General features: G+C 32.2%; 14 protein-coding genes. 12 read left to right on the top strand and 2 right to left on the bottom strand.

Annotated features, from left to right (window positions below; translation table 11 throughout):
- Window positions 1-94 precede the first annotated feature (94 nt).
- Genes Q1B05_RS11245 through Q1B05_RS11255 form a run of 3 tightly spaced genes read left to right on the top strand, consistent with a single transcriptional unit; the run spans window position 95 to window position 1,876 of the window.
- Window positions 95-514: a hypothetical protein gene (locus Q1B05_RS11245; RefSeq protein ID WP_299780698.1), complete on the top strand. Its 420-nt coding sequence runs from the start codon at window positions 95-97 to the stop codon at window positions 512-514.
- 24 nt (window positions 515-538) lie between these two features.
- Window positions 539-1,156 (top strand): SIMPL domain-containing protein, encoded by a 618-nt coding sequence (locus Q1B05_RS11250; protein WP_299780700.1) that lies wholly within the window; start codon window positions 539-541, stop codon window positions 1,154-1,156.
- A gap of 39 nt (window positions 1,157-1,195) precedes the next feature.
- Window positions 1,196-1,876: a Lipl32 family lipoprotein gene (locus Q1B05_RS11255; protein ID WP_299780702.1), complete on the top strand. Its 681-nt coding sequence runs from the start codon at window positions 1,196-1,198 to the stop codon at window positions 1,874-1,876.
- Window positions 1,877-2,074: 198 nt separating this feature from the next.
- Here Q1B05_RS11255 and Q1B05_RS11260 read toward each other — a convergent pair whose 3' ends face one another.
- Window positions 2,075-4,363 (bottom strand): DUF1566 domain-containing protein, encoded by a 2,289-nt coding sequence (locus Q1B05_RS11260; protein ID WP_299780704.1) that lies wholly within the window; start codon window positions 4,361-4,363, stop codon window positions 2,075-2,077.
- Window positions 4,364-4,652: 289 nt separating this feature from the next.
- On the bottom strand, window positions 4,653-6,494 hold the full coding sequence (locus Q1B05_RS11265) for a DUF885 family protein (protein WP_299780705.1): 1,842 nt from the start codon (window positions 6,492-6,494) through the stop codon (window positions 4,653-4,655).
- A gap of 531 nt (window positions 6,495-7,025) precedes the next feature.
- Between Q1B05_RS11265 and Q1B05_RS11270 the strand changes: the two genes are divergently transcribed.
- The 9 genes from Q1B05_RS11270 (at window position 7,026) to Q1B05_RS11310 (ending at window position 21,869) form a co-directional block, all read left to right on the top strand.
- Entirely contained in the window at window positions 7,026-11,204 is a 4,179-nt protein-coding gene (locus tag Q1B05_RS11270) for a two-component regulator propeller domain-containing protein (RefSeq protein WP_299780707.1), read from the top strand.
- Between the two features lie 126 nt (window positions 11,205-11,330).
- The gene (locus tag Q1B05_RS11275; RefSeq protein WP_299780709.1) at window positions 11,331-12,542 is read left to right on the top strand and encodes a glycoside hydrolase family 88 protein; all 1,212 of its coding nucleotides are present in this window, start codon (window positions 11,331-11,333) and stop codon (window positions 12,540-12,542) included.
- Window positions 12,539-14,944, top strand: a complete 2,406-nt coding sequence (locus Q1B05_RS11280) for a glycoside hydrolase family 3 N-terminal domain-containing protein (RefSeq protein ID WP_299780711.1) — start codon at window positions 12,539-12,541, stop codon at window positions 14,942-14,944. Before Q1B05_RS11275 ends, Q1B05_RS11280 begins: the two co-directional genes overlap by 4 nt.
- Window positions 14,945-15,383: 439 nt before the next feature.
- The gene (locus Q1B05_RS11285; RefSeq protein ID WP_299780712.1) at window positions 15,384-16,376 is read left to right on the top strand and encodes a kelch repeat-containing protein; all 993 of its coding nucleotides are present in this window, start codon (window positions 15,384-15,386) and stop codon (window positions 16,374-16,376) included.
- 75 nt (window positions 16,377-16,451) lie between these two features.
- Complete coding sequence (locus Q1B05_RS11290; protein ID WP_299780713.1) at window positions 16,452-17,336, top strand: alpha/beta hydrolase; 885 nt, start codon at window positions 16,452-16,454, stop codon at window positions 17,334-17,336.
- 668 nt (window positions 17,337-18,004) lie between these two features.
- Window positions 18,005-18,163 (top strand): hypothetical protein, encoded by a 159-nt coding sequence (locus tag Q1B05_RS11295; RefSeq protein WP_299780714.1) that lies wholly within the window; start codon window positions 18,005-18,007, stop codon window positions 18,161-18,163.
- 21 nt (window positions 18,164-18,184) lie between these two features.
- Window positions 18,185-18,511 (top strand): glycoside hydrolase N-terminal domain-containing protein, encoded by a 327-nt coding sequence (locus tag Q1B05_RS11300; RefSeq protein WP_299780716.1) that lies wholly within the window; start codon window positions 18,185-18,187, stop codon window positions 18,509-18,511.
- Window positions 18,512-18,517: 6 nt separating this feature from the next.
- A complete protein-coding gene (locus Q1B05_RS11305; RefSeq protein WP_299780718.1) occupies window positions 18,518-19,324 on the top strand; it encodes a hypothetical protein in 807 nt (268 codons plus the stop codon).
- A 103-nt stretch (window positions 19,325-19,427) separates the two neighbouring features.
- On the top strand, window positions 19,428-21,869 hold the full coding sequence (locus Q1B05_RS11310; RefSeq protein WP_299780720.1) for a glycoside hydrolase N-terminal domain-containing protein: 2,442 nt from the start codon (window positions 19,428-19,430) through the stop codon (window positions 21,867-21,869).
- The last annotated feature ends 20 nt before the right edge of the window (window positions 21,870-21,889 follow it).

The raw sequence follows: 21,889 nt of genomic DNA on the forward strand, positions 1-21,889 counted from the left end.
TCATCTAAATTTGTATAAGAATAAGAGAGGCATCAGAAACAGAAACAGGATGCTTTAATTATAACATAAAAATTAACCATTTAAAAAAAACATTATGATTTTCGGAATTACACTAATCTTATTAAGTTTCATTGCAGTACCATCTTTATTATTATCAAAAAAACCTAACGCTAAAGAACTTTTAGAAAAAATAGAACCTTACCAAGGTTGGATCGGATTGGTTTGTTGTTTTTATGGTGTTTGGGGAATTGTTTTTTCAATTTTAAATTTAGGTTGGATTACAACATTTCCTATCTGGTGGGGAACATTATTAGCAGGGAATATTATTCAATCTATTTTAGGATTTATGTTAGGGTTTAGTCTTATTAACAAATATGTTTTATCTAAAAACGACGCCGCTAAAGAAAAAGCAATAATACTTAGAGAAAAATTAGCACCAAAGCAAGGTAAATTAGGTCTTGTAGGTTTAATAGTGGGGGCTTGGATGATTGTTGCTAACATTCTTTTCTTTTAATATACACATCTAAATACACCTAATATGAGAACCATAATTTATGCACTTATCTTATTCATTTCCTTACCCACTTTTGCTCAAGACAATAAAAATACCATTGTTGTTATGGGGGAAGTCGAAAAAGAAGTATTAGCAGAGAGTTATACCATTATAATCACTTTACAGGATGTTACGGTATACGAAGGACAAGGAGAAATGGTGGTCACACCTTTAGATATTGTCCAGCAAAATTTCACCAAAAAATTAAAAGATTTAGGAATAGATTTTAATAGGTTTAAAAGAAATACGTATTACGAATTTGCCATGTCTTACTCACAAGGTAAAGCCGCCGCTTGCTATTATTTAAAAACATCAGATCAGGTCGAAGTTAGAAAAATAATACAATTAAAATCTGCCGGGATGTCTATTGCTAATATAGATATGGAACCTGTAAAGTTTACAGATAGCCAATTGGTAGATCTTTCTATAAAAGCCATTACTAACGCAAAAGAAAAAGCACAAGCTATTGCTGAAAAAATGAATAAATCTATTGGAGAAATTGTTAGTATTTCAGATCCTAATACAAGTCTACAATATGTACAGAGTTATGGTACAACTACAAAACAAACCCATAACGTTACTGTATCTTTTGAGTTGAAGTAAAAACACGAATGTCTATATATAACAAAATACAAAACAAATATGAAAATTAAATTACTAGTATTATCAGTATTCGCTTGCTGTTCATTTTTCAATGCAGAAGCTCAAAAATTAAAAAAGTTTGGAAGTTCAGTAGAGAAAAAAGTTGGACCAAAAACAATCCAAGTACCTTACACAGATGTTATTTCTTATTTAGGATATGCTTCTGCAGGGAATGAAGATGAAGTTGTAGATGGTAAAAAATTCTATTACATATACTTATGGATTCCTGCTGTTGCTCCAGAACTTGGTGTAAGAATGCTTTCTCCTGTAGCTAAAACAAAAGTTAAAGATGCTATTGAGTCTGCTGCTTACAAAGAAAATGCATCTTCAAGCGATTATTTTGATACTTACATTACTTTAGAACGTTCTACTATTTTTACAAAAGAAGATATTTCTGAAGAAGCTGCTAAAAACGCAACTTGGACTAAACTTGCTAGCAATGATGATAGTAGTGAAATGCCTAAACAACCAAGCGGAAGTAGCTACAACTCATTATTAAGATACGAAAGTGAAGTTGGAAATCCTACAAAAGCTTTAACTGTTGGTTTATACCGTATTGGTTTTACAACTTACAAAACAGGAGAAGTTAAAGGAACATTTTTAGCAGAAGTAGCAGCACCAATAAAATTACCTGGTGTTGTAATGGCTAAAACTATTGAAGACCTTAAAAAAGGACTATAAAACAAAGACAGACATTCGTATTATAAAAAACACCCCTTTATGAAAATAAAGGGGTGTTTTAATTTTGTATAAAAAGTAAACCAATATAAGCTTTTGACTAGGTTTGTATTATAATCAAATTCATTTATTTTGAATCATACTATTAGTGGTTTTTCTTTGGTTGAAAATATATACTTAAACTTAAGTGCCTTCAATTTTTTATCGACTTTTTTTTTTCATTTCATCTTCGGTAAGATATCCATCGTTGTTACGATCTCTTTTTTCAAAGTTGTTTTTTAATTGACCTATGGCTTCAGATTTACTAATTTTTTGGTCCTTATTTGTATCCATCTTTTCTAAGAGTTGCGAAAAAGAAGGAGGTGTATTCAAGTTGTTTCTATTATTATTTACCTGTCGAGTTTGTGTATTATTGATCTGAGGTATTTCTGTATTTAGGGTTGTAGCAGATGGTGTGATATCTCGAACCGCTCTTACATAATTATATACCATTCTTATATCGCCTTGAGGTCCAAAGTATTGAGGAAAATCGTCTTTATTCCCGCTCTTTGGATCGCTTCTTTGAGCGCCTGCACCATGTACATCCATGACTTTATTTCTCATTTTACCTTGAGCTTCTCCAAAGGCAATATATACCGCATTAGCATTCGGGTTCTTCCCATCTAAATGTGTGGTACTCGTCCAAAAATAAGGATACTGGCCAGAGTGTGCATTTGCATCTTTAATTTCTGAAGTATCAAAAATCGAATCTATTGCAGGTGAATGTGTGGTTTGTGGCGATCTTGTGTAATCTACAATACTCTGTAATTCTTTCGCATTTGGTAAGCGCCAGTCTGTATGGGTTGCTAGAGTTAAATTTTCGGCATATAAAAGTGCAGATTTCCAATCTTTACCTTGTTTGCTATCACTTTTTTGCCACATTAACCCTGTAGATAAATCACTCACAGTTCCATCTCTATTGTCTATAAAGTTATTTTTTCCATACTGTGTATTACCGCGTACCATTCGGAAATACATTTTGTTTTCTTGCTTTGTTTTTGGTTGAAGTTTTGGGTAACCTTTTATTCGACCATCTATAAAATTAACTCCAAATACAGTTTCGTTGTTATTCATGGTTTTACCAACGTATTGGGTAGAACTCCACGTTTGTGCATCAATTTCCCGTTCTCCAGCATTTATATTTCCTAACGGCTGATTAAAGTAATTTGTATCAATAAATGAGCTAATGGCTTTTTCTCCTTTAACTTGACCGGAAAATAATATAAGTGAATACAGTTCTTTTATGGTAGGGATTCTCCAATCTTTATAATCACCTAATGTCGAATTTTTAGCTTTAACTAGAGCGTCATTATATGTTAGTTTTTCTCCCATATCTTTTTCCCACATTAATCCCGTTACTTGGTCGGTTATTGTGGAATCGTTATTGTCTATATAGGTAGGTGCATGTCCTAAATAATTGGCATCTTGGCCATAAAATGCATCGCTTATAGATGGTTTTGAAATTGTTGAAACATCAGAATAAAATGTTTTTACATTAGTGTCTACAATCGGGTATGTGTACTGTGTTGATGTTTTGTTTTGAGATATAGGAGTATCTATTAGTGGAATCTTCATTAAATCAAATCCGAAAAGAATCGTGCCGTTATAATTTTTACGAATTTCGGTTTTAGTGGCAGCTTCATCAATATCTGTATAATTAAAGTGTGTTAATACTAAAATTTTGGCATGTGCTTCTTGTGCCATTTGTGAACTTTCAGCTAAATTAACATGAGCATGTTGAGTTGTCTTTCTATTATTTTGATTTCTATTTGGACGTGCTTTTGCACCCAATTGAATACTCCCGCCAGAGTCCATAATTAAGTAATCGACATTTTTAGCGAGTACAGGTAACGATTCAGAATAGGTTAAATCTCCAGAAATAACAATAGATTCTCCGTTTACATCAAAACGATAAGCAAGTGTAGTAATAGTATGATTTACAGGAGTGCATGTGATTTTTATGTCTCCTATAAAAAACGATTCATCTCCTTTTAAATTTTTAGTAGAGACATGTTTAATAGCGCTATTTAAATCTCTCCCAGATTTTGAAAGCCGGTAATTAATATCGTCTTTATATGTTGTTAAGATATTATCGACCATGGTTGTTGTTGGGGCTGGTCCTGAAATAGATATGGTATTTCCTCCAAGAAGTGACTGAATAAAAATAGGGGTAAATTCTTCGTTATGGTCTAAATGATGGTGTGTAAAAAGTAAAGCATCAAGGTCTTTAATTTTGGTCTGGTTTGCATTTAGATTGGCTTGTGTTCCATTACCCATATCTACCAAAATGTTTGTGTTTTTATAAGAAATAAGAACAGAAGGTCCTGAGCGTTCAGTATTAAATTTTGGAGATCCAGAACCAATAATTGTTGCCATTAAATGTTCAGAATTTTGTTGCGCAAAAATTGGAGTGCTTAAACAAATTAGAATTAAAACTAAATAGCGTTTCATGTAAGTATTTTAGTTTTAGGACTCTTTTTTTTACTTATGGTTTAGTTAAGAGTAAAGAAATTATATATACCAAAATTAGTATTGGAGTTCTTGGCATAATATATAATTGTTGTTATGTATAAGTGTGTAGATAACTTTTACAATATAAAATAGAAAGGTAACATGTATTATTCAAGAGATTTTTTTGTAAAAAAAAGCACTAATAAATTTAATGTTATTAGTGCTTTTTATGTGTAAATGTTGAGGTTAATTCTAGTTTAGTACTAGATACAATACGTTATTGTTTAATTTATATGTTTTCAGTTTTAGAGGCAATATAATCATCTACAAAATCTTCTAAAACATTTAAAGGAATTGCACCATGAGAAATAACAACTTCGTGAAATTCACGAATATCAAAAGCATCTCCTAAGGCGTCTTTTGCTTTGTTACGCAATTCTAATATCTTTAACATGCCAATTTTATAGGCAGTTGCTTGACCAGGCATTACAATATGGCGTTCTACCATTTTAACAGCATCTAATTCTGCATTTGGGGTATTATCTGTGTAATATTTAATACCTTCTTCACGCGTCCATTTTTTAGAATGTATTCCTGTATCTACAACCAATCTGCAGGCTCTCCATAACTCCATAGCTAAACGCCCAAAATCTGAATATGGATCTGAATAGAATCCCATTTCCTTTGGAATAAATTCAGAATATAATCCCCAACCTTCAGTATAAGCTGTGTAACCACCAAATTTTCTAAACATAGGTACATCTTTCAATTCTTGTTGTATCGCCAATTGCATATGGTGTCCTGGAATTCCTTCATGGTATGCTAAAGCTTCCATTTGGTAGGTTGGCATAGATTCCATGTCGTATAAATTAGCGTAGAAAATACCAGGTCTAGAGCCATCTGCTGCTGGACGATTATAAAAGGCTTTTCCTGCCGATTTTTCTCTAAACGACTCTACCGCTTTAACTATAATATCAGATTTCGGTTTGGTAATAAAAATTTCATCTAATCGGGTTTTCATACTGTCTATTATATGTACAGCTTTAGCTAAATAAGCATCTTTGCCTTCTTGGTTTGCAGTGTAATAAAATTGCTTATCTGTTTTCATGAACTGGAAAAAACCTTGCAATGTCCCTTCAAAGCCTACTTTTATACGAATTGCATTCATTTCTTTATGTATTCTCTCAACTTCCGCTAGACCAATATTGTGTATCTCGTCTGCTGTTAAATTTGTAGTTGTTGTTCTTTTTATAGCATTGTTATAGAATGCATCACCGTCAGGAAACTTCCAAGCACCATGATCTGTGTTCGCTCGTTCTTTTTGTGCCTTCATAAACGTTATTAAGGCTTCGTAAGCAGGTTTTACAGATGTTAATAGTGCTGTGTTAGCTTTGTTTGTTAAAATAGATTTCTGTGCTTCATCAATCTCTAAAGTGTTTAGTTTTTTTATGAAATCTTTTAATAATGTACTCTGCGTTTTAGAAGTATCAAAAGGTTGTCCGACTAGTATGTTTTCAGAATCTTGTATTACTTTGTCGTAAACAAATTTTGGAGGCATAACACCAATGTTTTCACGCGCTTTTAAATTTTCTACTAATTGAGAGAAGTATGCGTTAAATGCATTTAATCTAGAAATATATGCTTCTGCATCTGGAATACTGTCAATACGATGCATGTTTATTAAAAATGCTGGTATGCCAGATTGCGCACCATGCATTTGATTTACAGGATAATTATGTAATCTGTAAATATAATCGTCAATATTATTTTGTACATTTTGTTTGTACAATTTATAACTTAATAATGCATCCTTAGAAAGCGCATCTACATTTACTGAGTCTGTTAACCAAGCAAGATTTTCTTTATTTACTTCTAAATCTCTTATTCCTGCTTCTGGAGAAATATCGTTTAATTTTCCATAATCTTTTTTTATTCCAAGTCGTGTTTGAAATTCTGGATATAAATTCACTTTGTCATCAAATGTTTTTTGGAAAAAATCATTGACTTTTTTTGATTCTGCCGAAATTTCTGCTTCAGTATACGTTTTAGTGCGCTCGCTTTCTGTTTTACAGGACATACATACTGAAATTGAAAATAAAACGAGTGTCGATTTAAAAATTGTGTGCTTCATTAATGTTTAGTTATTGCTTAGTTAAATTTGAAACTGTATTTAGTACATAAATAGTAGGTAATAGGTGTTAGAATTGTTTTTAGTAGTGCTACGATTTATATACTTATAGTATAATTTCTGTTCTAAAATACTAAATTTATAATTAGGGTAGGTTTTACAGAAGAGATCCGTAGTTTTTTAAGACTATATTTAAAATATAATGTGCTTAAAATTTTGATTTTTTGTCAATTCAGGAGCATATTTGAATTTTTCAATCTGTTTTAAAACAATGTCGAGATATGCTAAATTCTAATTGCTTAACTTAATAAAAATTTTTTATGGAAAGTTCTATTAAAAAAGCTTCGAATTTATAATATTACATTTTTTTATAGATTATTTTTATAAACATTTGTAAATGTAATCGATTAACTTTTAGATTTGTATGTGATTTTTGTTTAAATATTATTATCGATTATCCTTTTATATTCGGTGCAAAAGTTAACTTTTTATTAAATTTTAGTAATTTTACGGGATTGACAAAATAGCTATAGAATGAATAAGAATTTATGTTTAATTGTATTATGCTTTTGTAGTAATCTTATTTTTGGACAGTATTCTAACCTTAAATTTGAAAACTTAAACACAGAAGAGGGACTCTCTAGTAGTACGTGTTTAGAGGTTTTTCAGGATAGTCAAGGGTTTTTATGGTTCGGAACTATAGATGGTTTAAACAAGTATAATGGATATGAATTCGAAATATTTAGACCGCTATTAAATGACTCTACATCTATAAGTAATAATCGTATAAATACCATTCAAGAAGATAAACAAGAAAATCTGTGGATAGGAACAAACAACGGATTAAATTTTTATCATAGAGATACCAAGCAATTTAAACACATTGCAATATACAATCAACCTTTAAAGCTTAATAATCCTAAAAAAATAATAAATACACTTTTATATGACGATGTAAAAAATATAATTTGGGTAGGTACTAGCGATGGTTTAGTGAAATTGGTTTTAAGTGACGATTCAAGTCAAGTAGACCAATTAGAACCAGTACATTATGCATACAACCCAGAGAATACTAAGAGTATAGATAATAACAACATCAATTCTATAGAAAAAGATAAAGATGGTTTTATATGGATTGAAACTAATGGTGAATATTTAAATAAGTATAACCCGATTTCAAACGATTTTGAACGTGTTTTTATACAACATAAACAGCCTTACGAGTTAAACCATATACCTAAAAGATTGTTTATAGATTCTGATAATGATTTCTGGATAGGAAACGATTTGTCTAATATTATTATCTGGAATAAAAGTAAAAATTCGTTTAAGCAATTGGCTCTAACCGAAAAAAGTATTCCGTTTTATACCCTTTACGAAGATTCTACAGGTGTAATTTGGATTGTTACAGACGGATATGGTATTTATTTATACGATAAAAAGAAGCAAAAAATAGCTCAGATTGTAAACAACCCTTCAGATCCATTTTCTCTGCCAGGAAACCAAGTTTCTGACGTGATTGAAGATAAAAACGGTATCTTTTGGATTGCAACTTACAATGAGGGGATTAGTAAGTTAGATGTTAAAAAATCTAGTTTTGGTCATTATTATTATCAGAAAGGAAGACCTAATGGGTTAAATGAAAAAATTGTACAATCTGTACTAGAAGATTCTAAAGGAAGAATATGGTTAGGCGCTTATAATGGTGGTTTAAATTATTTTGATGAAGAGCACAGTTCTTTTATAGCCTACAGTCACGATCCAAATGATAGTAATTCATTAAGTTCTAACAAAATAATGTACACTTTTGAAGGCAATGATGGAAACATTTGGGTTTGTACTTTAGATGGAGGTGTTAGTATATTTAATCCAGAGACTAAGACTTTTAAAAGCTTCTATCATAACGAAGATAACAATAATACTATTGGTCAGAACTCGGTCTGGACAGGGATAGAAGATCAGAATAATCGGGTTTGGTTAGGATTAAGAGACGAAGGATTAGATGTGTTTGATAAGAAAAAACAAATCTTTCATCATTTTAAAATAGGAGAAAAAAATCAAGAAGGACTTTTAAATAACTTTGTATTTTCTTTATTTATAGATTCTAAAAACAGAATGTTGGTTGGTACATCTCTAGGTTTAAATTTTATAAATTTAGATGCGCTTGGCTCAGAAATCCCAGAACATATTACATTCCAAGAAGTCAATCTTAATGGAGTATCAGGAAATCGAATTAATGATATTAAAGAAGATGAATTTCATAATATCTGGTTAGGAACAGACATTGGTATTTTTAAATTAGATACAGATCTTAACTTAGTAAAAACATATTTTACAACAGATGGATTACCTAATAATTTGATTACAGGGATTACAGAAGATTTAAATCATAATTTTTGGGTAACCACACGAAGTGGTTTATCTTTTATAAACCCGAAGACAGATATTATTAAAAATTTTAATACGCACGATGGTATTCAAGGTATGGAATACCAAAGTAAATCTATATATCGTACTAAAGATGGTCGTATCCTGGCAGGAGGAATTAATGGATTTAATATTTTTCAGCCTTCAGATATTATTATCAGTTCGTCAGAAAAATTATATCCAAGAATATCAGGTTTAAAAATCAATAACGAATATGTAAAAACGGGAGATCGTATTAATAAAAAATTCGTTTTATCTGAAACTATTTCAGATACCAAACGGTTAGTATTAGATTACAAACAAACAAATTTATCTTTCGATTTTTTAGCACTTCATTTTAAAAATCAAGAGCAAGTAAAATATGCTTATAAAATGGAAGGTTTGGACGATAAATTTATTCAAGCAGGAACAAACAGACTTGTAAATTACTCTAACCTACAACCAGGAGATTATACTTTTATGGTAAAAGCAACGGTAGATGGAGATTGGGATAGTGCGCCTGTAACGTCTATGGATATTCGTCTTAATTCTCCGCCATGGAAAACTTGGACTGCATATATTATTTACACTATTGTTTTTCTTGTATCACTATGGTATTTAAATAAATATTTTACAAATAGAATTAAAGAAGAAAAAGAGCACGAATTTGACCAAATGAAACTAGAATTCTTCATTAATGTATCTCACGAATTTAGAACACCACTTACATTAATATTAAATCCTTTAGATAAATTAATGGATGGATATAATGATACAGAGGTTGTTAAATCATCGGCAAAATCAATTCAGCGTAGTGCACGACGTTTATTGTATCTAGTAAATCAGTTGTTAGATTACAGAAAAATGGAAGTTGGTATGGCGCCTTTACAATTACAAAAAGGTGATATTATAAAGTTTAGTAACGACATTTTTGCACTGTTTAAAGGCTTAGCAATTAAGAAAAATATAGGCTATACCTTTACTTCGACAACAGATCAGTTATTCTCTTTTTTCGACTTCGATAAAATTGAAAAAATATTAACCAATTTAATATCTAATGCTATAAAATTCACCAATAACGGAGGAGAAATAGTTGTGTCTATTAATAAGGTTTCAGAGAAAAAGAATAGTAGTACATTTCTTGGGCATTCTAAAAGGCTTACAAATTATATAGAAATAATTGTAGAAGATACGGGGATTGGTTTAGATAAAGAACAGTTAAAGCGTTTGTTTTCAAGATTTTACAATGTAGATGTTAACAAAACAGGAACGGGTATCGGACTTAACTTTTGTAAAGGTTTGGTAGAATTACATGGTGGTGAAATTTTTGTAGAAAGTGAATATGGTGTTGGAAGTAAGTTTGTGGTAAGAATTCCATATAATAAAAAAGCAGAAACAAGTGTTGTAGAGGTTGTTAAAGATGAGTTTTTAATTAATTCTATGAAATCTGTAGAATACGATATGCTTATTTCTGAAGATAGTCAGGAGATTGTAGATCAAGGACCCGTAGATGAATTAAAAGATAAAAATAAAATTTTAATCGTAGAAGATAATAAAGAGTTACGGGAACATTTAAAAAACGAATTACGTAATCGCTATGAAATTATAGAAGCCGTTAATGGTGAAGAAGGATTGAAAAAGGTGCATAAACACTATCCAGATCTTATAGTTAGTGATGTTATGATGCCTAAAATGGATGGGTTTGAATTGTGTAAACAAATTAAATCGGAGTTTGAAACTTGCCATATACCTATTATATTGTTAACAGCTCGCGCGTTAGAAGAAGATAGAATAGAAGGTTATAAAACAGGTGCAGATGGTTATTTAGGAAAACCATTTAATATGCGCGTTTTAAAAGCAAGAATTTCTAACTTATTAGAAACTAAGCGTGTTCTAAGAGAAAAATTTTCAAAATTAGGAGCCGTTATTCCTTCTAAAGAAGTTACAAATAATTCTATAGATGAGGCCTTTTTAGAAAAAACAACAAAAATTATTTTAGATAATATTAGTGATTCCGATTTTAAATTAGAACATTTATTAAAAGAAGTTGGTATTGGACGTTCTCAATTTTATAGAAAAATACAGAATATTACGGGTCAAAATCCAAGTAATTTTATTCGTACAATTCGTTTAAAATATGCTTCAGAGTTATTATTAAAAGATGTAAATACAATAAAAGAAGTAACCCATATGTCTGGGTTTAATTCCGCTGCTTATTTTGGAAAAACGTTTAAAGAACTTTATAATATGACGCCAAGTGAATATGTAGAAAAACATAAAAAAGAATCATCAGAGTCAGATAGTTAATGCTCTATGTTTAAGCAACTAATTAAAATGGGTTTAGAGTTATAACCAAAGATTCATAATTTATAAATTGCTTACAATATGTTTTTTAGTATTGTATAGTTATCAACTTATATAAAATAATACACTATGAATGGTAAGCGATACTTTGGTTTATTAGGAATTATATTCATGTTGTTATTTGGTTGTAATACCAAGAAAAAAGAGGTTGCTACTGTCGTAAAAACTACGTCACAAGCAAGCGTTATGCTGGACCAACATGCTACAAAAATAAAGGAAACCTTAAGTACATTAAAAGCAACCGATAGCTTTCCTAGGCATATCTTTAAAGGGCAAACAAATTGGGAATTAGTTGGAAAGAGCGACTGGTGTAGCGGTTTTTGGGCAGGTACCCTTTGGTATGCATACGAACAATCTAAAGATGTAACTATTTTAAAAGGTGCCCAAGAATTTACAACGTCTCTTAACACGTTAGCGTATACACCACCTAAAAATCATGATCTCGGATTTCAAATGTATTGCAGTTATGGTAATGGTTACAGACTAACAGGTAACGAAACCTATAAACAAATTTTGCTTGATGCTGCTAATAATTTGGTTACCTTATATAATCCAAATGTAGGAAGCATTCATTCTTGGCCATACAGAAAAGATTATCCGCACAATACTATCATAGATAATATGATGAATTTAGAACTCTTATTTTGGGCTGCTAAAAATGGAGGAGATGCATCGTTGTATAATATCGCTGTAAGTCATGCAAAAGTAACCATGAAGTATATTGTTCGTCAAGATGCTACACTCTATCATGTTGCCGCTTTTAATGATGAGACTGGTGCGTTTATTAAAGGTTATACCCATCAAGGTTATGCAGATGATTCTATGTGGGCACGAGGACAAGCTTGGGGTATTTATGGTTTTTCGTTTACATATAGAGAAACAGGTCGTAAAGTGTTTTTAGACACCGCGATTAAATTATCCGATAAATTTTTAGAACGTTTACCAAAAGATGGGATGCCATATTGGGATTTCGACGATCCTAACATACCCAATGCTCCTAAAGATGCTTCAGCTGCGGCTGTTGCTGCATGTGGAATGTTAGAGTTGTCTACTTTAGTAAAAGATCCAGAATTACAAGAAAAGTATACGAAGGCGGCTAAAAAGCTAGTCGATTTACTATCTTCTTCTGCCTATTTAAGTACATCAACAAACCAAGCGTTATTACTTCATTCAACAGGAAATTATCCTGATGGTTCAGAAATAGACGAATCTATAATTTATGCCGATTATTATTATATGGAAGCCTTAATGCGTCTTAAAACATTAGAAAATAAAATATGAGAAATTTAAAGATTATTTTCATTTTAGGAGTATTAGCTTTTATAACTGCTTTTAAAGGCGACAAACTTAAGATTTATCATAAAGATTGGATAGATTTTAATAAAAATGGAGTTATGGATGTTTATGAAAATCCTAAAGCTCAAATAGATGATAGAGTAGCTAACCTTATTTCATTAATGACAATTGATGAAAAAACATGCCAAATGGCCACTTTATATGGTTATGCTCGTGTTTTAGAAGACGAGTTACCAACTTCAGAATGGAAGAATCGAGTTTGGAAAGACGGTATCGCAAATATAGACGAGCATTTAAATACCATTTGGAATCAAGAAAAAACACATACACCGTATTCTTATCCGTATAGTACACATGCCGAAGCGATAAATACAGTCCAAAAATGGTTTATTGAAGAAACTCGCTTAGGTATTCCTGTCGATTTTACCAACGAAGGTGTGCATGGTTTATGTCATGAAAAAGCAACACCTTTACCAGCACCTATTGGTATTGGTAGTACGTGGAATAAAGATTTGGTCTTGCAAGCCGGAACGATGGTTGGGAGAGAAGCCAAAGCTTTAGGATATACCAATGTCTATGCCCCCATATTAGATGTAGCAAGAGATCCGCGTTGGGGTAGAGTATTAGAATGTTATGGGGAAGATCCGTTTCATATTGCCGAAATGGGGAAACAAATGACTTTAGGTATTCAATCGCAAGGTGTAGCAGCTACCTTAAAACATTTTGCTGTGTATAGTATCCCAAAAGGAGCTAGAGATGGAGATGCGCGTACAGATCCGCATGTAGCGCCAAGAGAAATGCATCAGCTTCATTTATATCCGTTTAAACGCGTTATTAAGGAAGCTAAGCCTATGGGGATTATGAGTAGTTATAATGATTATGACGGAGTTCCAATTTCGGCAAGTCCTTATTTTTTAACTGAATTACTAAGAGAACAATATGGCTTTGATGGGTACGTGGTATCAGATAGTGAAGCTGTAGAATATGTATCAGCAAAACATCATGTTGCTGAAGATTATAAGGAAGCAGTTAGACAGGTTGTTGAAGCAGGTTTAAATGTACGCACAACATTTAGAACTCCAGAATCATATATAGAGCCTTTACGAGAATTAATTCATGAAGGAAAGATTTCAACACAAACGATAGATAAGAGAGTTGCTGAGGTTTTAAAGGTAAAGTTTAAATTAGGGTTATTCGATCAGCCTTATGTCGAAAATCCAAAAGTATCAGATAATTTAGTTCACACTAAAGCCGATGAGGATTTTTCAAAACAAATCAATAGAGAATCTTTAGTACTTTTAAAAAATGAAAATAATGTATTGCCTTTAGATGTTAATGCACTTAAAAATATTTTAGTAACAGGACCATTAGCAGATGAAGTTAGTTTTACGTACAGTCGTTATGGGCCAGCTTTTAATCCGTCAACCTCAGTCTATCAAGGGATTAAAAATTACGCAAAAAATAAGGCTGAAGTAACCTATGTAAAAGGATGTGATATTGTAGATCCAGATTGGCCAGGAAGCGAAATAATTCCAACACCGTTGTCCTTATCAGAAGAAGCAAGTATCGCAGAGGCTGTTGCTCAAGCACAAAAATCTGATATTATTATTGCTGTAGTTGGCGAAGATGAGAAACGTGTAGGTGAGACCAAATCCAGAACAAGTTTAGGACTTCCTGGACGACAATTTCAATTGGTACAGGCGCTATATGCTACAGGAAAACCAGTTGTTCTAGTCATGATAAACGGACAACCTTTAACAATTAATTGGGAAAATAAATTCTTGCCAGCTATTTTAGAAGCTTGGTTCCCAAGCACAGCAGCGGGAGAGGTTATTGCAGAAACACTGTTTGGAGATTATAACCCTGGCGGAAAATTGTCTGTAACATTTCCTAAATCTGTTGGACAAATCCCATTAAATTTTCCATATAAACCTGGATCGCAAGCTGGGCAACCTGGCGCAGGACCCAATGGGTATGGAAACACACGTGTTTTAGGTCCGTTATATCCGTTTGGTTATGGCTTAAGTTATACCACATTTCAGTATAGTGATTTGGTTGTAAATCAAAAAACACAACATTCACAAAGTGATATTGAAGTCTCCTTTAAAGTTAAGAATACGGGGAAACGTGCAGGCGACGAGGTTGTGCAATTGTATTTAAAAGATGAGGTAAGCAGTGTTACGACTTACGAATCTCAACTTCGCGGATTCGATCGGATTCATTTATTAGCAGGAGAAACTAAAACGGTTCATTTTATTTTAAAACCAGAAGATTTAAAGATCTTAGATAAACATATGAATTGGACGGTAGAACCTGGAACTTTTGAAATCCTAGTAGGAGGTTCGTCTGTCGATATTTTTCTTAAAGAAAAGTTTACTGTTTTGTAAATGAGCTAAACTTTAACGTAATTTCGAATAATAAAATAATTGAAAATCTCAGTATAATCTAAATTTAGATGTATTGAGATTTTTAGTTTATAGAGGGATGAATCTAGACGTTATACCCCTTTTTAATAGATAGAATAAAATATACTAGAAGATATTACACTTCAATATGATAAAGCAATTTTAAACTCTTAATTTTTTAATATTAATTATATGTTTTGTTCTTTGTTTTAGAGAGATAAGCTTTAAAATAGTTGATAATTAATAGAGATTGAACTATGATTTAGAGTATGTTGTAATGTTAAAGAATATTTTTGTAAAACATTAAGAAATCACTCATAGCTTAATATGTTGGAGTCTTTCATGCAATGCTGTGTCTAGATTTTATTAAATATAGATGCAATTCAATTCATTAATAGTGGTATTTATAAATAGATTTAAAATGAACACATTATTAAAAAGATTAAGTATGTTTAGTTTGCTATTGGTTGTTTGTATGCAACAATTAATAGCACAATCTTTAGAAGGTTACACTTGGAAAACACTTGAGACCAAAGGAGACCCTGTGGCAAGACATGAAGCCGCTTTTATTGAAGTAAACGGAATGTTCTACCTTTTAGGAGGGCGGCGTATTCAAGAAGTGTCCATTTTTAACCCAAAGACAGCAACCTGGACAAGTGGCGCAAAACCACCAATCGAGATTCATCATTTTCAAGGTGTTGCATATAAAAATAATATTTATGCTGTTGGTGCTCATACAGGGAAATATCCTCATGAAACACCATTAGAGAATGCCTATATCTATAATCCTAAAAAGAACAACTGGACCAAAGGTTTTAATATGCCTAAAGATAGAATTAGAGCATCTACAACAGCTAACGTATATAAAGATAAACTTTATATTGCTTGTGGTATTATTGATGGACATTGGGATGGACATGTAAATTGGTTCGATGTTTACGATTTTAAAACAGGCACGTGGGAAAAACTCCCCGATGCACCAAGAGCAAGAGATCATGCTACTTCTGTAATTAGTAATGATAAATTATATCTTTTAGGAGGTAGACGTTCGTCTGGAAATATTAAAAAAGTTATGGATTTAACGGTTTCAGAAGTTGATGTGTTTGATTTTAAAACAGGCACGTGGAGTACTTTAAATAGACCTGTTCCAACCGAACGAGGAGGATGTACTTCTATATGTATTGGAGATTCTATTTTGTTTACCGGAGGAGAAGATGTTAAACAAGTTTCAGCACATAATGAAGTAGAGGTCTTGAATACAAAAACAGAAACATGGAGCACGTTACCATCGTTAATTACAGGAAGACATGGTACACAGCTTATTTGGCATAAAAATAAACTATATATTGCTTCTGGATGTCGTGAAAGAGGAGGGAGTACAGAATTAACAAGTATAGAATGTTTTAGTAAATAAACAAAAGTTATGAAAATAGTTAATATAATACGAAAACCCTTCAAATTAGCAGTTTTGTTGTTGTGCGTTATAACCATGCAAAACTCTGTGTTGGCGCAAAATAAGCAAGAGAAAGCAATTCTTGAAACCTTTAAAAATAAAGAAGTCGTTGTTTATAAAACCATAGATAGTCAGGACTTAATCATGACTATTTTTTATCCTGAATCTCAAAAAATGACACCCAATAATCCATGGATGTTACATGTTCACGGTGGTGGTTGGGCCGGAGGTAGCCAGTATAATGTACTTAAAAAAGCATATTTACAGACCTTAAGAGCTTTGCTTGATAATGGTGTTGTATGCGCAACCATAGAGTATCGGAAAGCTAGAGGGAATTACACCGCCTATGATGCTGTTGTAGATGCTAAAGATGCAACTAGATTTCTTCTAAAACATGCAGATGAGTATAAATTAGATACAGAAAATTATGGTGTTTGGGGTGGTTCAGCTGGAGGTCATCTTAGTCTAGTTACTGCTTTGGGAAATAATTCCGATTTTGAAGGAGACCCAGAGTTATCGGGGTTTTATCCAAAATTTAAATGTGTCGCAGCTTATTTTCCATTTACATCTTGTGTAAATCCAGAAATAAGACCAGGATCTATTTTTGAAGACGAAACGCTTTTTGTTCGACTTTTGGGAGCGCCATTAGCTGAGAAACCAGAATTAGCAGTGTTACTCAGCCCAACAGAATTTTTAAATAAAAAAAGCCCTCCAATTTTATTAATTCATGGCGATAAGGATACTACATTACCTATTATTAATTCAACGTATATGATGGAAGTCGCAAATGAAAAAAATGCAGATGTCGAATTATTAACAATTAAAAATGCAGAACATAGCTTTAACGGTTCTAATATTTCACCATCTATAGAGGAGCTTAACGATTATGCAACACAATTTATACTATCGCATTTAAAATAAAATATTAGAAAGCATAAAGACAGTTAGCAAAAAGAAGTTAGAGAAATACAAATAATAAATTTAGTTAGAATTCATCTTTAAATGATTTTTTTACGTAAAAAACACCCATAATTTATAGTAATTGACTTATAATTTATCTCTAAAATTTAATATTAAACCGATATTGCCATCATGAAGAGTGAGTAATAATAATCCTGGATACTAAGGGGGCAAAAAAAGAGTGTTCGGGATTATTATTTAAATATTTGAAGCGTTACTTTTTATGTAAGTGTATTAAATATGAATAAAAATTGTAATGATTTTTATGAATTAAATAGAGAGATCAAAATTAGAAGATTATATAAGTGATAAATAATCTAATTTGGTGCTTTTGCTTAAGCTGAAATTTAGTTAGATTTTATAAAAATAATAAACGTAAGCAACATGAAATGATTACTCATGTGTTGTGTATTTAAATCGAGACTAGTGCTTAAAACCTTGAATGTAAAACGTCGAGGTTTTTTTATGCCTTTATTTTTTCAACAGATATTATACTATAATCATGTATTTTGTTTAATAAGTACTCATAAGTAATAGTCAAAGACCTCTAATTTATATTCAAAACTTAATAAAAAAACGATATTGCTTAGAGATTAATAAAGAAGAATAAACGGAATAAAATAAAATTAATGAATTTACCACACTCTCTTTTATTAAGAATACCTAGATTATATTTTACAGAATTAACGAATCAGATTAATTTATTTATGGTATTGTTTTTTTTGATGGTTTTAAGTTTAAGTAGTTGTGCTACCGAAACTAAACAGAAAGAAGATAATGAAAAATAAGAAAATAAAACTTAGTTAAAGTTGTGGTATGATGTACCGTCTGCCGATTGGAATGAAGCTCTTTCGTTAGGAAATGGTCGTTTAGGGGCTATGGTTTATGGAAATCCTACTCAAGAAAATATTCAATTAAACGAAAGTACCCTTTGGGCTGGTGGTCCGCATAGTAATAATAATCTTGATGCAAAAGAAATTAAAAAATGGATTACAGTTTATGATAAAGCTTGGGTAGATTATAACAAATTACTAGAGCAGTATAATAGGGTTGTAACGTTGTACACCCAAGATTATGATCGCCATATAGCACATAATACAAATCAAAAAGTAAACGAATTAAGAACCCAAAAGTAGATAAAAATGAAGTCTTGTTTTATTATTGTTTTAATTACCATATTTTCCACAATATCCAGTTTCGGACAAAGTGAAACATCAGATTGGAAAGGCTTCGAACGTATTAATTTTAAGTTTGAAGGAAGAGAAGCTCATCTTACCCGTCCAGAACATCCTTTACCTGGAAATCCATGGCTTTGGCGCGCTCGTTTTCCTGATTATCATGCAGAAATTGATAGTTTACTTTTAGCTAAGGGATTTCATGTAGCCTACGTTAATACCAATAATCAATTTGGAAGTCCAAAGGCAGTTGCTATTTGGAATAAATTTTACGATTACCTTACTACAAACTATAAATTAGAATCCAAAGTAGCTTTACATGGTCATAGCCGTGGAGGCTTGTTTATTTACAATTGGGCAAAAGAAAACCCAGGAAAAGTAGCCTGTATATACGGAGACGCTGTCGTTTGCGATTTTAAAAGTTGGCCAGCAGGTTTTAGTTCAAGTGAAGGAAGTAAAAAAGATTGGGAGAGATTAAAAGCTGAATACGGATTTAAAACAGATGAAGATGCTAAGGCTTATACCAATAATCCCATCGATAATTTAGAAGGTTTAGCTCATGCGGGAGTTCCTATCTTTCATACGGTAAGTTTAAAAGATGGTGTTGTTCCGGCCGACGAGAATTCGTTAAAACTTACAAATAACTACATTCATTTAGGAGGTACCGCAACGGTATCGCCATGTAAGTCGGGTGTTCAAAAATCAAACGGACATCATTATGATATTGATGATCCTGAAATGGTTGTCGATTTTATCATAAAAAACACACTTTAGAGAAAACTAAAAAATGGTAATCTTTTGATGTTTTGGAAAGAAGAGCTTCAAAAATCAAATTAAAAACAACATTAAAATATTAATTTTTACAAACTAACATATTATGAAAATAGATGGCTTTTATAGCAATAAAAAAAGTAATTCTATAACCTGGTTTATACTGACTTTGTGTTTTATGTTGTGTTGTAAACTTAGCTATAGTCAGTCGTCTTTAAATTCAAATTCAAAACTTTCAGAACGGATTTATACGATTTGGGACAATGAACCGGCACCAAATAGAGGAGGAGATTTTAGCATAACTAAAGCTAGAGGATATCCGTATGATGAAGATTGGGAATTACATTCTTATCCTATTGGTAATGGGTATATGGGGGCTAATATTTTTGGTAGAACCGATGTTGAGCGCATACAACTTACCGAAAAAACATTGGCTAATGAAGGGTTATATGGTATTGGAGGTTTAACAAGTTTTGCGGAAATCAATCTAGAATTCAATCATGAGAATCCAACCAATTATAGCAGGTCTATAAATATTAATGAAGCTCTAGCCTATGTTAACTACTCCCATGAAGGTGTGACGTATACTCGTGAGTATTTTATGAGCTATCCTGATAATGTAATGGCCATAAAATTGAGTGCCAATAAAAAAGGAAAAATCTCTTTTACGCTTAAACCCGAAATACCTTATCTGCGCGATTCTACTCAGAAAAACACAAGAACCGGAGTCATGAAAGTTGAAAATGATTTGATTACCATGTCTGGTTTTATTGATCATTTTAGCGTGAATTATGAAGGGCAAATCAAAGTCATGAATACAGGTGGAGCATTAACCGCGACTCAGAAAGGCGATAAATCGGAAATAACGGTGACTAATGCCGATAGTGTAGTGTTATTAGTCACTGCAGGAACGAATTACGAATTAAGTGAGAATCTTTTTTTAGAGGAAGTTCACAATAAGAAATTAGATAAAAATAGTTATCCGCATCAAAAAGTTAGCGATTTAATGCAAGCTGCTACAGAAAAAGGATATGAAAAATTAAAACAATCGCATTTAGAAGATTATCAATCTCTTTTTTCTCGCGTAAAGCTTCAGTTTAATACAACTATTCCAACAAAACCTACTAAACTTTTATTGACAGATTATCAAGCAGATGCATCACATCACTATTTAGAAGAATTGATGTTTCATTATGGCCGTTATTTATTAATCTCAACATCTAGAGCGGGGACTTTGCCTTGTGGCTTACAAGGGGTTTGGAGTCAGTATGAAGTGACCCCTTTTACAGGTGGATTTTGGCACAATATTAATGTGCAAATGAATTATTGGGGAGCATTAAATTCGAATTTAGCCGAGACTTTTACGCCTTATATTGAGTTTTTCAATGCCTATCATCCGAAAGCAAATCGTTTGGCAACTACATATTTAAAAGCACATCATCCAGATGCGCTTGCAAAAGATAGTTTAGATAACGGGTGGACGATAGGAACCGGAACTACACCTTATAAAATTGTTGGTCCAGGTGGGCATTCTGGTCCTGGAACAGGTGCGCTAACCACTAAAATGTTTTGGGATTATTACGAATTTACTAGGGATACCACCTTTCTTAAAGAAAAAGGATTTCCTGCTATTTTAGGAATGAGTCAATTTTTATCTAAAACCTTAGTACCTGTAAATGATAGTCTTTTATTGGTAAAGCCTTCTGCTTCTCCAGAACAAAAGCACAATGGCGATAATTATATTACGGCAGGTACAACATTCGATCAAGAATTGGTTTGGGAAAATCATCACGATCTATTAAAAGCGTATAAGATTCTAGATATTCAAGACGGTTTTAAGAAAACTGTTGAAGATGAACTTACAAAATTAGATCCCATAATTATAGGGAAATCTGGACAGATAAAGGAATTTAGAGAAGAGGAATATTATGGAGAAATCGGTCAAAAAAATCATCGACATATCTCACATTTATGTGCACTTTATCCAGGAACGCTAATTAACGAGTCTACTCCAGAATGGATGGAAGCCTCTATCCTTACTTTAGATTTAAGAGGAAATAATACTACGGGTTGGGCTATGGCACACCGCATGAATGCTCGCGCCCGAACAAAAGATGGTGAGAAAGCTCACGCCGTATATTCTAAATTTATAAAGGAGCGCACTTTGCCAAATTTATGGACTACGCATCCACCATTTCAAATTGATGGTAATTTTGGAACCATGGCTGGTGTTGCAGAAATGTTGCTACAGAGTCACGAAGGGTATATTAATGTCTTGCCTGCACTTCCTAAAGCGTGGAATAACGGAGCATATTCAGGTTTGGTGGCTAGAGGAAATTTTGAAATATCTGTGGTTTGGAAGAATGGCAAAGTTATGGCTATAGAAATTCTTTCTAGAAGCGGAGCATTATGTAAGTTAAAATATGCGGGAATTTCTAACGAAAACCTCACAGATTTTGAAGGACGATCTGTGGCCTTCAAAAAAGAAAATACTAATATAATTTCATTTAAAACAAAAAAAGGAGAACGATATTACCTTAAAATTTAAGAAGGAAAATATGTTTTGTT

The organism is uncultured Formosa sp. (genome assembly GCF_947500765.1).
Classification (GTDB): Bacteria; Bacteroidota; Bacteroidia; order Flavobacteriales; family Flavobacteriaceae; genus Formosa.

Coding starts and splice junctions, on each gene's coding strand:
- Q1B05_RS11245 (WP_299780698.1), top strand. CDS start 95: ATGATTTTCGGAATTACACTAATCTTATTAAGTTTCATTGCAGTACCA.
- Q1B05_RS11250 (WP_299780700.1), top strand. CDS start 539: ATGAGAACCATAATTTATGCACTTATCTTATTCATTTCCTTACCCACT.
- Q1B05_RS11255 (WP_299780702.1), top strand. CDS start 1,196: ATGAAAATTAAATTACTAGTATTATCAGTATTCGCTTGCTGTTCATTT.
- Q1B05_RS11260 (WP_299780704.1), bottom strand. CDS start 4,363: ATGAAACGCTATTTAGTTTTAATTCTAATTTGTTTAAGCACTCCAATT.
- Q1B05_RS11265 (WP_299780705.1), bottom strand. CDS start 6,494: ATGAAGCACACAATTTTTAAATCGACACTCGTTTTATTTTCAATTTCA.
- Q1B05_RS11270 (WP_299780707.1), top strand. CDS start 7,026: ATGAATAAGAATTTATGTTTAATTGTATTATGCTTTTGTAGTAATCTT.
- Q1B05_RS11275 (WP_299780709.1), top strand. CDS start 11,331: ATGAATGGTAAGCGATACTTTGGTTTATTAGGAATTATATTCATGTTG.
- Q1B05_RS11280 (WP_299780711.1), top strand. CDS start 12,539: ATGAGAAATTTAAAGATTATTTTCATTTTAGGAGTATTAGCTTTTATA.
- Q1B05_RS11285 (WP_299780712.1), top strand. CDS start 15,384: ATGAACACATTATTAAAAAGATTAAGTATGTTTAGTTTGCTATTGGTT.
- Q1B05_RS11290 (WP_299780713.1), top strand. CDS start 16,452: ATGCAAAACTCTGTGTTGGCGCAAAATAAGCAAGAGAAAGCAATTCTT.
- Q1B05_RS11295 (WP_299780714.1), top strand. CDS start 18,005: ATGAATTTACCACACTCTCTTTTATTAAGAATACCTAGATTATATTTT.
- Q1B05_RS11305 (WP_299780718.1), top strand. CDS start 18,518: ATGAAGTCTTGTTTTATTATTGTTTTAATTACCATATTTTCCACAATA.
- Q1B05_RS11310 (WP_299780720.1), top strand. CDS start 19,428: ATGAAAATAGATGGCTTTTATAGCAATAAAAAAAGTAATTCTATAACC.